General features: G+C 58.4%; 14 protein-coding genes. 10 read left to right on the top strand and 4 right to left on the bottom strand.

Translation table 11 applies throughout. The features are described from left to right. The 9 genes from VMA74_RS15425 to VMA74_RS15385 all read left to right on the top strand — a co-directional run. Window positions 1–217: hypothetical protein (locus VMA74_RS15425; protein WP_325368515.1), on the top strand; the 217-nt coding region annotated here is incomplete at its 5' end. Between the two features lie 148 nt (window positions 218–365). Beyond that, window positions 366–1,268, top strand: a complete 903-nt coding sequence (locus VMA74_RS15420) for a hypothetical protein (protein ID WP_325368513.1) — start codon at window positions 366–368, stop codon at window positions 1,266–1,268. Between the two features lie 114 nt (window positions 1,269–1,382). Then, window positions 1,383–1,646 (top strand): helix-turn-helix transcriptional regulator, encoded by a 264-nt coding sequence (locus tag VMA74_RS15415; RefSeq protein ID WP_325368511.1) that lies wholly within the window; start codon window positions 1,383–1,385, stop codon window positions 1,644–1,646. Next, entirely contained in the window at window positions 1,646–1,846 is a 201-nt protein-coding gene (locus VMA74_RS15410) for a hypothetical protein (protein ID WP_325368509.1), read from the top strand. Before VMA74_RS15415 ends, VMA74_RS15410 begins: the two co-directional genes overlap by 1 nt. 100 nt (window positions 1,847–1,946) lie before the next feature. Beyond that, complete coding sequence (locus tag VMA74_RS15405) at window positions 1,947–2,711, top strand: helix-turn-helix domain-containing protein (protein WP_325368507.1); 765 nt, start codon at window positions 1,947–1,949, stop codon at window positions 2,709–2,711. Continuing rightward, window positions 2,708–3,526 carry an ATP-binding protein gene (locus tag VMA74_RS15400; RefSeq protein WP_325368505.1) on the top strand — a complete coding sequence of 273 codons (819 nt, stop codon included), beginning with the start codon at window positions 2,708–2,710 and terminating at the stop codon, window positions 3,524–3,526. The genes VMA74_RS15405 and VMA74_RS15400 overlap by 4 nt, the downstream gene beginning before the upstream one ends. Before the next feature lie 50 nt (window positions 3,527–3,576). Continuing rightward, entirely contained in the window at window positions 3,577–4,548 is a 972-nt protein-coding gene (locus tag VMA74_RS15395; protein ID WP_325368503.1) for a hypothetical protein, read from the top strand. 289 nt (window positions 4,549–4,837) lie between these two features. Next, complete coding sequence (locus tag VMA74_RS15390) at window positions 4,838–5,485, top strand: hypothetical protein (protein ID WP_325368501.1); 648 nt, start codon at window positions 4,838–4,840, stop codon at window positions 5,483–5,485. Window positions 5,486–5,880: 395 nt separating this feature from the next. Further along, window positions 5,881–7,113: a hypothetical protein gene (locus VMA74_RS15385; RefSeq protein WP_325368499.1), complete on the top strand. Its 1,233-nt coding sequence runs from the start codon at window positions 5,881–5,883 to the stop codon at window positions 7,111–7,113. 179 nt (window positions 7,114–7,292) lie between these two features. On the opposite strand, the gene VMA74_RS15380 is transcribed toward VMA74_RS15385, so the two are convergent. The 4 genes from VMA74_RS15380 to VMA74_RS15365 all read right to left on the bottom strand — a co-directional run bounded on the left by VMA74_RS15380 (window position 7,293) and on the right by VMA74_RS15365 (window position 11,087). After that, window positions 7,293–8,645, bottom strand: a complete 1,353-nt coding sequence (locus VMA74_RS15380; RefSeq protein WP_325368517.1) for a short-chain fatty acid transporter — start codon at window positions 8,643–8,645, stop codon at window positions 7,293–7,295. A 108-nt stretch (window positions 8,646–8,753) separates the two neighbouring features. Further along, window positions 8,754–9,665, bottom strand: a complete 912-nt coding sequence (gene yedA / locus VMA74_RS15375; RefSeq protein WP_325368497.1) for a drug/metabolite exporter YedA — start codon at window positions 9,663–9,665, stop codon at window positions 8,754–8,756. A gap of 205 nt (window positions 9,666–9,870) precedes the next feature. Further along, complete coding sequence (locus VMA74_RS15370) at window positions 9,871–10,740, bottom strand: methylated-DNA--[protein]-cysteine S-methyltransferase (protein ID WP_325368495.1); 870 nt, start codon at window positions 10,738–10,740, stop codon at window positions 9,871–9,873. A 71-nt stretch (window positions 10,741–10,811) separates the two neighbouring features. Beyond that, window positions 10,812–11,087, bottom strand: a complete 276-nt coding sequence (locus tag VMA74_RS15365) for a hypothetical protein (RefSeq protein WP_325368493.1) — start codon at window positions 11,085–11,087, stop codon at window positions 10,812–10,814. Window positions 11,088–11,163: 76 nt separating this feature from the next. Between VMA74_RS15365 and VMA74_RS15360 the strand changes: the two genes are divergently transcribed. Next, complete coding sequence (locus tag VMA74_RS15360; protein WP_325368491.1) at window positions 11,164–11,508, top strand: Rieske (2Fe-2S) protein; 345 nt, start codon at window positions 11,164–11,166, stop codon at window positions 11,506–11,508. Window positions 11,509–11,616 lie beyond the last annotated feature (108 nt).

The following is an 11,616-nucleotide window of genomic DNA, read 5'->3' as shown; positions in this document are numbered from 1 at the left end:
ATTCTTCAAGCTAGAGGGAAAGTATCTTATCGATCCTGATACGCCCGCGACTAAAATAAAGCTCGATGTCGCAATCCTGTTGGAATCGTCGAAAGCCATATTACAAAATCTTATTGACAATGCCCCTGACACCAACGCAAGTGGAGTTCTATTTGCTTTGCTCTATCAACTAGACATGGTCGACAATCTCGTAGAAGCAATTGAGGTTCCGGCATGATCCCACATGCATAGGCGATCTCCTCTGTAAGGTAATGACATTAAGTCCAATAGCAGAAATCTTGTGCTGCGCCTAGGACGGCCATCCGAAAACCGGGCTCCTTCCCCGGCAGGCGCGGCACCTATCGAAGGGTGCAGAGGTGTGCGTTGTGACAAGCATTTCCAGCCTGATTGAGCAACAACAGACGACAGAGAAAGCAGATCAGGAGTGGTACGCCTTCATTCATAATCAGGCCGCAGCACTAAATTTATCTGCCACAAGCGGACTTCGTGCATTCAATGAAGCAGAGCCTGCTCAAGCCGAACAAGGCGTAAAAGCCATTCTTTACCCAGTCGATTGCAATACGCCTGGGCAAATCGTAAATCTGGCAAACCAGCTATGGTCCCATTGCGGGGGCGCAAATGACCCTACCCAAGCTCGATTGATCATCGAGGAAAGCCGCCTGCAATACGCACGCGCAGCCTTTGACTCTGTTCTATTTCAAGTTCGCATGATTTCGAGTGGCGAGTACCAAGAAAACATAGCGCTTCCCCCTGGTTTTTTGGACGACGTGAAGTCCCGTGAATGGCGCAATGCCGATGATATTTGTCGCAGACCAATTTCCCCTTTCTGGGTGAGGGAGTCGGCAGCGGACTTACTTGAGTACTGGTGCGCTTCCCAAGAAGACTCGAACTCCTCCAAAAAAGATAGCCACGTGGCGCAAATGCTGTCCGGGATAGCACTGACTTGGATTGATGAAGCAGCTCACAACCCTGCCGAGAGCTTGACGCTGATGGCGGAAGTAACAGAGGCCATGTTGATCGCCGACTTCTATAGCAATTGGCTGAAGCATAGGACCGATGTTGCCAAAACAAAGAGCGATCATGGCCGAAAAATGGCCGACGCCTCCCATATGGCAAACAGGGCGAAACGAGATAAAGCCATCGAAATTTACAAATCTGGCAATTTTCCGAGCAAGAACAGAGCCGCCGAATTAATCGCGCCGCAGGTTGGTGCAGCGGTGCGCACAGTCCGTGATTGGTTGTCGCATCCGAAAGATCCTGTCGAATAACCTACGCTCTGCTGTGTACAGCGTACGCCCTGCTATGCGTAGGGACTTCCGTGACCTGAAGCGATGTAAAGAATAAGCACCCATGTCCAACAACGTCCGATGGAGGACGCAGACATGGCGCTAAATGATGTAACGATCGGTCCGGTTCACCCGGGTGCATTGCTCCCCGCGACTGGCTATCTGCGGTTGCCGCAGATCATCGGAAAGAAACCCACCGCCACCAACCCGGGATTGCCCGCGCTGGTGCCAGTTTCCGCCAGCACGCTCTGGGCATGGGTTAAGACCGGTCGCTTCCCCGCCCCCGTAAAGCTCGGCCCCCGCACCACAGCTTGGCAAGTGGAACATGTGCGCGCCTACCTGGAAAAGGTGGCTGCCTAATGCCCGCCACTGATCGCCCGTTGGGCGAGGTCGACTCGCAATTGCTGGCGGCGTGCCACAGCCTGGGCGCGCTTGCTGAACACATTGCCGCATCCGGCTTGCAGGAACAGCCGCTGATCAATTTGGAACGCATCACCGATGCCTTCCGTCGCTTGCTGGTCGAACGCCGCGCGGCCCTGGTGGGCGTGGAAATCGCTTGATGGCCCTTCGCGTGCCCGCAAAATCGTCCCAGAGCGTCCGCAGCCTCAGGACACTCATTGCCGCGGCGATGGACGCGCACCTCTCCAGGGGCGGTGCGGCATGAGCATCGCCATCATGCGCTCCTGCTGGCCGCTGCAGATGCCACCCACCCCGAAGGCAATCCTGATCGCCCTGGCGGACAACGCGAACGACCAGGGCGAATGCTGGCCGTCCATTCCGACCATTTGCGAGCGCACCTGCTTCAGCGAGCGTGCCGTGCATGCTGCCATCAGATGGCTGGAGGATGCTGGCGCGTTGAAGGCTGACCGGTCCAACGGACGCAAGACACGGTACGTGGTGGTGCCGGATGACTTCAAACCACCGCAGGAGATGCACCACCGCAGCAAATGCGCCACCGCATCAAGTGCAGTCGAACCCCCGCAGGAGATGCAGGAACCACCGCAGCAGACGCAGTCACCCCCGCAGGAGCTGCGGTCTAACTATCAAGAACCCTCAATAACCCCCAGAAAGAGCAACTGTCAGCGCAAAGCGCCGGTGGATACCACTGGTACCCGCTTCGATGAGTTCTGGCGCGCCTACCCGGCGAAGACCGAGAAACGACAGTGCGCTGCGAAATGGATTGCAGACGGACTGGATGCCCATGTCGAGCTGATGCTCGCCGACATTGCCGCGAAATCCGAGAAGGACCGCCGCTGGCTTGAGGGCTACATCCCCAACGCGATGACCTACCTCAACCAGGAGCGCTGGAACGATCCGGTGCAGCCGGTGAACCGTCGTGCATCTGTCAACGACCACTTCACCCAATCCCGTTACGAGGGCTCGCACGAGGAAGAGCTCCCCGAATTGCTCAGGAGTCACGCATGAACATCGATATCCAACATACGGATTTGCAGGTGCAGTGTGAGGTGCACGGCAACCAGATTGTGCAGCGGATCAAATCCATCGATGGCCTCGAATTCAACTTCGACCACACGCCGGAATGCCCGGCTTGTTGCATCGAACAAAATGCTGCGAAGGAGCGCGAACAGGACGAGCGCCGCAAGCTGGAGCGTGTACAGCACCTCATCACTGCGGCACAACCGCCTCGCCGCCACGAAGGCACCACGTTCGACGACTACACGACGACCTCGTCAGCGCAGAAGCGCATCCTGGAAATATGCCGGCGCTATACGAACAACATCGCCTCCCAAGGCTATCCCGGCTGGCTGGCGCTCTCCGGCCGCCCCGGTACCGGCAAGACCATGCTCCTCTCTTGCATCGCGGTGGACCTCGCAAAGAACCATGTCCGCTCGCGGTACACGACACAGGCCGCGATGGGGCGTGAATTCCGAGCGACCTATCAGCGTGGCGCTGAGCGCTCCGAAACCAGTCTCTTTGACTACTACGCCCAGATCCCCCTTCTCTTGCTCGACGAACTGGGAGCAAGCAGCACGGAGCACACCGACCGCCTGGTGTTTGAAGTTCTCGACACGCGCTATGCGAACAATCTCCCGGTGGTGATCGCCACCAACCATCCGCGCGCAGCCCTGCAGGAGGTCGTCGGCGAGCGACTGTTCGATCGACTCACGGAGGAAGCCACGTTCCTGGCTTTCGATTGGGAGAGCAACCGCAAGCCCGCAGGCCTACGAAACAAGAACAGGGAGACTTCGCCTGCACGTACCGACACGCATTCCAGCTAGTTCGCACCCCGCAACCACGTTGCAATCACCCACAACTGATGAGGTAAACCATGAAAGCAAAAAGCTCCCATAACCAGACTGCGCGCCAAACCGAGATGGAATCGGCGATCGCGGAAGCCGAGCTCGTGATCTCCGAGTACAAGCGGCTCGGGTCCGCCATTTCGCATCAGCAAGCTGAAAAGCTTTCCGCGGATGATCGAGTGAAGTTTCTGAAGGACGATCTCCAGGAAAGGGAGATTAAGCTGGCGCTGGCATACGATGATCCGGACTACGCATCGAAAACGGCAGAGATCGAGGCCCTGCGCCGCGAGCTCGCATCTGCCAACGAATCAGTAGAGCGCTTCAACCGAACCATCGGCACGCTGCAGGAAAAGAGCAAGGGCATCAACGAAGGCGCAGAGAACGCCCGCGAAAAATTGCTGACATTCGGACGCGCGCTGGCGGCCGAGCAGCGAGCTCAAATTGCCATGGAAATCCAAGATGCGTCCCATGCGCTCGCGATCGCGATTGGAAAAGCTAGGGGTGTAGGCATGGAGGGTATTGAGCCTTTTTCCGCGTTCCTCGCATCGGTTCGTGTGCCAGATCCGAGCGACATGGTGCGGTTCTATGGGCCTGAAGGCTGGCAGGTTACGGGCAAGAGCCTGATCGGCACCGATGCACCTGGTGCGGCGGAAGCATGTCAGGCGATTGCATCCTCGTGGCAGCCCTTGAGGAACGCGCTGGACGCGCTGAAGGCATGCAAGCCATTCGAGGCAATGCCGGCCGCTAACGCGCCCTACATTCGCAAGAGTTACACCATCTCGGATGGCGTCCACCAGCAGGTTCACGAGGATGCTGAGCCACCGCTCCCAGATTTTGCGGCTAATTACGCCCGCAGTCTGCAGAACTATGAAATCAAAGGTGATGCAGAAGGCATGCGTACCAAGCAGGCACTCAGCCACGCAGCAGCGAGCGTAGATGGTATCGGCACCGCAACGCGCGATTGGATGGGCCAGATCGAGCGCGAACAAGCGCAGCAGTAGCCCTGCCGAACTTATACCGGACAAGCGGTGAGTGTCCGGAAGAAAACAACCGCCGCAGCTTGGGCGCCGCGTTATTCCAAGGTACCTCCGTGACGTGACCAAGCCGAGCTCCCGCCCACGTGGCGGGTCTCGTTCCCAGAAATGGAGGGTGCCTAAAAAGCTCCGCGGGTCCTTCCTGGCTATTCGAGCAACACGGGCATTGCGCGCCGCGTTGCAGCCCCAGCTATGGGGTTCAAAACTTGGGTAACAGCGTTACCCATCGGTCGTTACCTTTCTCTTAGGAGATGTCATGACGTTGGTATCGCAAGCGGTCTTCGCTCGGATGTGCAAGGTGTCGCCGAAATCGGTGACAAAGTGGAAACACGAGAAAAGGCTTGTAATGCAAGGAGTTTTGGTCGACGTAGAGTCCACTGAGGAGCTGATGAAGCGCCATCGGCGCAAAGGATCTCCGGTCGTGTTGTTCGCCGAAGAGGTAACCCGAACAGGTAACACCAACCGCAAGGACGGTAACAAGTCGAGCGTTACCCAAGAAAAAGGTAACGGCCGGATCGTTACCTTGCCCTGCACAGAGATTCTGGAACAACTCCGGCATCTTGACTGGACCCGCGAATTCGAATGGACGCCCGAGGCCATGCATCAACGCGTTCATGCCGCGGCCAAGTGCATTGGTTGGGAGGTTGCCGAGTCCGATCTGCGAGATGACGGGCATTGGGGCGGCATGCAGCTAAGGATCACCGAGCACCTAGCAAAGCATGGTCTGACGGAAGACGCCGTCGCCGCTGGGTTTGGATACGAGTTGTTTCCCTTCCAGGTACTGCAGGAAGTGCGGAAGGAACTTGAGCCTGCGTTGGGTCCGGATGACACCGCCGCAATTGATCGGACGTTGTTGCCGCTCCTCGCGCGCCCGTTCTATGAACACGATCGCCCCGATCATTAGAAATCCGCCATAGGCAGGTGCCGGGCATGCTGGCCAGTTGGTCGGGTGGTTCCGTTACTTAAACCACCGCGACCCACCACCACGCGAACAGGTTTCCTGGTGATGCGGGCTCAAGCTCTGGCTCCATGCTGGAGTACTGACGAGTTATCTGGCTATCGACACCGGTCCACGTCCGCATTTTGCAATATTCAGCGACACAATCCCTCTTGTTGTGCGTGCTGTAAGCAGGGATCAAAATGCGGCTGGTCGAACCGGCAAGCAGTGCGGTCCGACTGACTAGGGGAGGCGAGTAACGCAAGGTTACCGCCACAGGGGCTCTACCAAGCAATTGTGTATGAGTGGCTGCGGTGCGCCGCACTGCAGCTGAGTGCTATGTCCTAGCGAGGAGTAGTGTCATGCGCAAATTGATAGTGGCTCTCGCGGTTTTGATGCCCGCATTCATGATGATGGGATGTACGCCTACGGTGGCGTATAGGGCGTACAACAATACGGGAACTCCAGGTGCCACAACGGACGTCTCCGACCCAGCGGCTGGCGACATCGTTTTCGCATTGCCGTCCCCTGATGTGATTCTGACCAAAGTGGCAAAAGCCGGCGATGCCGGTGCGATTGCAATGACGCAGCGGAATGAAGTCTGCGCATCTGCGGCCAGCAGTCCGGCTTCCCCATCGACCGTCGACGCGAACGCTGCAGCAACATGCCTCGGCACCTTGCAACTTGGTGTATCCCCACACGTTGACGTCTCTGACATTTACGTCGCGACGCCAAGCGAAGGCACGTCCATCTCGGTATCGCCGCTCGCTGCCAATCCGCTTTTGCCCATGAAGGTTGCACAGAGTTATCAAAATCCCGTTACTAAGCGTCTCTCGACTGCTTTAACCGGGGCGGCGGCGGGATATGCCGTAGGCGGTCCGGTAGGTGCTGTAGTCGTCGCCATCGGCGCGGAAGCTACGGCGCAGAGTTATAGAGGGAGCAACGCTGCACGGCTGTGTGCGGGTAATGAGGCGGCTGGAGGAAGTTTGACCCTCACCGTTCCGATATCGCTCGACTTAAAGGCATACCTTCCGACACCTCCGGCGGCAAGTTCAGATACTCAAGTGCCGGCGCTAGACGAAACTATCTGTTGGACGGCTATTCCGAAGACGGCGGGTTGGTATTACCGGGCTCTTCTGAAAATGGTGGTGACGGATCAAGCCGATCGAGATGACCTATTGCAATTGCCACCCGTAGTCATGGGTGGCCAGCCTTTGCCACCGAATTACCATTGGAAAGAGCCCTTCTTGAGTTCGCCAGCTGCTGCGAATCGGTGGCCTACGTCTGCATGTTTGGCAATGAAGCTTGAAATCGCATGGCTGGACAAAACCGACAACTCTGGCGCTATCGATCCGACCGTAATTGGTACCTATGATTTGATCGTGCCGGATCCCAATATCGTCCAGACGGTCGCCATAACGAAGCAACCTCGCACGATCGTACTTGGCTCGACCTGCGGGGAATACGCGACTACTGGAACGCCTTCTCAGGCCGATACAAGCCTCACGGACCTCATCAAAGAGGCGCAGGCACTCAAACAGGCGACAGAGGGCAAGACCAATTCAGGCGGCGGGGGAGGCGGCTCTCAAAAGTGACGTTCGCTAGCTATTCGATGGGCCATCGGCGTTTGTTTGGCAAGGGAGTCGCAGGTCGACAATCTCGACTGCGGCTCCGATTTGCGGCCTATGCCTACGCGCAGGGGGTAACTATGGGGGTAACTGGCGCCATGGCATGATTATTTTGTATCAATAATCAGCATCTTAGAGTTCGTATTCTAGAGCACCCATGGCATCCCCAGCACAAGCGGCACATGCACAATGAGTTGCATGAAGGTGAAGCCCACTACATCGCGCGCTTTCAAGCCCAGAATGCCGAGCAGTGGCAGCATCCAGAATGGATTGATCAGATTCGGCAAGGCTTCCGCCGCGTTGTAAACCTGCACGGCCCAGCCCAGATGCACATGCAAGTCGCTGGCCGCTTGCATCACGTACGGCGCTTCCACCAGCCACTTTCCACCCCCCGACGGTACAAAGAAACCGAGGATGGCGGAGTAGGCACCCATCACCAGCGGAAAGCTACCGGTTGAAGCAATATGCACGAACAGGCCGGAGAGGCGATGTGCCAACGTTGCGCCGTCCGCGCCCGGTGCATGCGTAAGCAGCGCGGCGATGCCGCCGTAAAGCGGAAATTGAATCAGCACGCCTGCGGTGCTTGGCACTGCGCGCGTCACCGCATTGAGAAAACTGCGCGGGCGCCAATGCAAAAGCAGGCCTGTCGTGAGGAATAAGAAGTTGTAGGTGTTGAGATTGGCGATGGCGGTGACGATGGATGTGCTGGCGAACTCGCATCCAAGCCAGCCCAATCCAAGTGCGCCAATCAGAACCGACAACAACGGGTTGTATTCCAGCCACTCGCCGGGGCGACTGCGTGGTGGCAACGCTGAGGTGGATGTGTCGACAGCACTGAAATCTTCCGCCGTGCGCGCGTGCGTGTCCGAGGGCGCTGTCAACCAGCAGATCAAGAGCGATACCACAATGAGCGCGGCGGTAAGCGCGACCGATTGCCATAAAAAGATGGTTTGGCTAAAGGGCAACACCCCGGTAATGGAAAGCAAGCCGGGTGGCATGCTTTTGGGATTGGCCTGCAATTGCGCGGCGGACGAGGATAAGCCCATCGCCCACACCGCGCCGAGTCCGAGATATGCGGCCGCACCCGCTGCGCGGTAATCCATGCGCAGCGCTTGGCGCTTTGCGAGCGCACGTACCAACAGGCCGCCAAATACCAGCGAAAAGCCCCAGGACAGCAACGAGGCAAGCATGCTGATCAGGCCAACAAAGCAGATCGCGCCACGTCCTGTGCGTGGTATGCGCGCCGGGGCATCGATCAACCGCGCCACAATGGGCGCGCTCGCCACCACATAGCCGCCGATGACGACAAAAGCCATCTGCATGGTGAAAGGAATCAAACTCCAGAAACCATCTCCAAACGCGTTGGCGGTAACGACGGGGGTTGCTCCAAACGCAAGCACCGCAACGGCAACCACGATGACACCCACCGCCGCGAACACCCATGCATCGGGAAACCAGCGCTCCGCCCAAGCGGCGCTGCGCAGCGCCGTGCGTGCCATCCAGCCGCCGGTTGTGTTGTCCATGCCGCATCCTCCCCAGGAATGCGCTTATGGTGGCGCCGCGTGACCGATTGCGGCAAGAGGGCGGGGATGATCGTTGTGTGACAGTCAGTGCGCGCGTCGCTGGCGCGCCATGGTTATCGTGACCACGCCGAGCAAGATGATGGCCATGCCGATCAGATCGTAGGGACCGACTTTTTCGCCGAGCAGCAACACCCCAAACAGCACCGCGACGGGCGGATTGACATACGCATAGCTGGTCGCAAAGGCAGGGCGCGCATGCTTGAGCACATATAGATAAGCGCTGAACGCGATAAGCGAACCGAACACCACCAGATACGCTGCCGCAAGCGAAGCCTGCGCAGTGGGATGTGCTGGAAGCTTTTCGCCGCTCAAAAAACCCACGCAAAGCAGCGCGACGCTGCCGCAAAGCATTTGCGCCGCCGTATTCATCATGCCAGCTGGCATATCTTGGCGACGGCTCCACACCGAACCGAACGCCCATGCCGTGGATGCCACAATCAACGCGATGGCACCGATATGCGACCCCGATAGCGCGCTGCCGAAATTCAGAACGATCACGCCGACGAAGCCGATCAGCAAGCCGGTGGTTTCACGCTGCGTGGGCCATTCGCGGTACAAGCCGGTGAACAGGGCGGCAAACAACGGCATGCTTGCGACGGCGACGGCGGAGATGCCCGAGCTTACGCTTTCTTCTGCATAGCACACTAAACCGTTGCCGAAACCCAGCAGCAAGATTCCCGTGATGGCCGCATTGCGCCACTGGCGCGCCGTGGGCATCGTGGCACCGCGCAGGCGCAGGTAGCTAAACAGCAACGAGCCCGCAATGGCAAAGCGGATGCCCGCGAGCAGGAAAGGCGGGTAGCTTTCCAGCGCGATGCGTATGCCTAAGTACGTGGAACCCCAGATGATGTACAGCGCGAACATCGAAAGGGATACCCATGTGCCGGTACGGCTTGTATCGCTAGCTACAGCTGCGGTGTTGACGGAATCGTTCATGGGGAAGGTGGCTTGAGTGCAAGCCTAACGATACCTGCACGGGGAGCTTTGGAGTAGCGAAAGCTCTGCAAGCTTGCGTTGACGGAGCGTCAAATCGCTAAGGGGTGGATATTCGCCAAGTGGCTACTAGTTCCTCACCGTCATTCTGGCGAAGGCCACAATGACGGTTAGGCAAACTGTATATGTGCGCAAAGGAGCTGAGGAATCAGGAAGCCTTGCCTGTATTCCTGCGCTCTTCGTGCGCAAGCAACTTCCGTTTGCGTTCCACGCCCCAACGCCAACCGCCCAACGAACCGTCTTCGCGCACAATGCGATGGCATGGCACGAGCAAAGCAAGACGATTGCTACCGCATGCCTGCCCGATAGCACGCGCTGCACCAGGCTTGCCGAGCTCCGCCGCCAGTTCGCCATAGCTCTTGGTGGTGCCAACTGGAATACGTGTGAGCGCTTCCCACACGCGCCACTGGAAGGCTGTAGCCGCGACATCGAGCGGCGGCATCTCAGGTGCTTCTCGATCGCTCCAGCCCAATTCGCTGGCAATGCGCGCAATCACAGCATCCAGCCACTCCTCGCGTCCATTGTCGACGCGCTCGCGTGCCGCTTTGGGGAATTCATCGGTCAGACGTTGTTCCAATTCCTTGTCGTTTGCACCGAGCGTTACGGCGCAGATGCCTTTCGCGGTGGCGGCCACCAGCAACTGCCCGAGCGGCGTGCTGGTAGTGGTGTAGCGAATGCTCGCGCCAGCACCGCCTGCGCGGTAGCTGGCCGGTGTCATGCCGAGCAGGCGATTGGTGTGCTCGTAAACGCGGCTGCCGGACCCGAAGCCGGCGTCGTACACGGCGTCGCTGACCGCGGCGCCTTGCTTCAAAGCATTTTTGAAATGGCCGAATCGGCGTGCGCGATGGTATTCAGCCGGGCTCATGCCATAACGGCGGCGAAAGGCCCGTTGCAGATGGCTTGGGCTGAGTTTGGCGGCACTGGCCAGCGCCGTGAGCGTTGGCGCTTCCGTGGCACGCTCGATAAGCGCGCGTACGTGTTCCAGCGGGGCGTCGAGAGCATCGAGGGAATGACGCATGGCAGTATCCGAAAAGAAGCTGCCATAAAGACTAAAAGCGCCGTCCGAAAGCAGCTATCCGAATCTTGCGTTCAGTGATGGGTGACCGGACGCGAGTTATGGATCACCACGTACTCGCCCTCCAATACCTCCGGCTGGCGGGCGTCCTGAGGGGCCTTCGGAGCCCCAACACGGCGGCGCTTCCACTGCCGCCAGACCAGCCATAACGTGCCGCCGACCGTCAGCACACCGGCCACAACCAGGCCAAACACCATCAGCACGCCAATCACAAACAGGCCCAGCACCAGCGAAAGCGCCTGGGCGAGGGGGTGACGACGACGGTGCATCAGCGGTAAAACGATGCGCATGTTAAAAATCCGTATGGTAAAATCAACGACTTACCTGCGTAACGATGAGACCATAAGGCCTCCAAGACAAGTGCCGATGGAAACAGCCGCCTCCCCCCGCCGCCTTTGCCGACTCGACGACATGCCCGATGGTGAAGCGATGGCGTTAGACGTAACACTGCCCGAAGGCGAAGAGAGCGTGATCCTGCTGCGCCAAGGCGAACACGTAAAAGCCTGGCTCAACATCTGCCCGCACGCCGGCCGCCGTCTCGACTGGGCTCCGGGCAAGTTTCTGATCTCGCGCGGCATGCTTGTCTGCGCGGCGCATGGAGCAAGTTTTCGCACGGAAGATGGTGAATGTGTCGGTGGTCCGTGCAAAGGTGAAAGCTTGCGTGCCATTGCCGTGCATGTGGCGAAGGACGAAGTGATGCTAGGCGCGTAGGCGAATGTCACTCGCTTTGTCTGCGTTCTCCGCCGTTGCAGCACTCGCATCGAGTATAGGTGCATCATCGAAGTCAGCCAGACCATCGAAGTTGGCTGCATTCATGAG

The sequence above is a fragment of the Dyella sp. genome (assembly GCF_035508675.1).
GTDB lineage: Bacteria > Pseudomonadota > Gammaproteobacteria > Xanthomonadales > Rhodanobacteraceae > Dyella_B.
The sequence above is the reverse complement of the archived record's forward strand: the minus strand, read 5'-3'. Positions and strand labels throughout refer to the sequence as shown.

What these genes read in the sequence shown, in the direction of transcription:
- VMA74_RS15385 (WP_325368499.1), top strand. Translation starts at nt 5,881, where the DNA reads ATGCGCAAATTGATAGTGGCTCTCGCGGTTTTGATGCCCGCATTCATG.
- VMA74_RS15380 (WP_325368517.1), bottom strand. Translation starts at nt 8,645, where the DNA reads ATGGCACGCACGGCGCTGCGCAGCGCCGCTTGGGCGGAGCGCTGGTTT.
- VMA74_RS15395 (WP_325368503.1), top strand. Translation starts at nt 3,577, where the DNA reads ATGAAAGCAAAAAGCTCCCATAACCAGACTGCGCGCCAAACCGAGATG.
- VMA74_RS15405 (WP_325368507.1), top strand. Translation starts at nt 1,947, where the DNA reads ATGAGCATCGCCATCATGCGCTCCTGCTGGCCGCTGCAGATGCCACCC.
- VMA74_RS15390 (WP_325368501.1), top strand. Translation starts at nt 4,838, where the DNA reads ATGACGTTGGTATCGCAAGCGGTCTTCGCTCGGATGTGCAAGGTGTCG.
- yedA (WP_325368497.1), bottom strand. Translation starts at nt 9,665, where the DNA reads ATGAACGATTCCGTCAACACCGCAGCTGTAGCTAGCGATACAAGCCGT.
- VMA74_RS15415 (WP_325368511.1), top strand. Translation starts at nt 1,383, where the DNA reads ATGGCGCTAAATGATGTAACGATCGGTCCGGTTCACCCGGGTGCATTG.
- VMA74_RS15410 (WP_325368509.1), top strand. Translation starts at nt 1,646, where the DNA reads ATGCCCGCCACTGATCGCCCGTTGGGCGAGGTCGACTCGCAATTGCTG.
- VMA74_RS15370 (WP_325368495.1), bottom strand. Translation starts at nt 10,740, where the DNA reads ATGCGTCATTCCCTCGATGCTCTCGACGCCCCGCTGGAACACGTACGC.
- VMA74_RS15400 (WP_325368505.1), top strand. Translation starts at nt 2,708, where the DNA reads ATGAACATCGATATCCAACATACGGATTTGCAGGTGCAGTGTGAGGTG.
- VMA74_RS15365 (WP_325368493.1), bottom strand. Translation starts at nt 11,087, where the DNA reads ATGCGCATCGTTTTACCGCTGATGCACCGTCGTCGTCACCCCCTCGCC.
- VMA74_RS15360 (WP_325368491.1), top strand. Translation starts at nt 11,164, where the DNA reads ATGGAAACAGCCGCCTCCCCCCGCCGCCTTTGCCGACTCGACGACATG.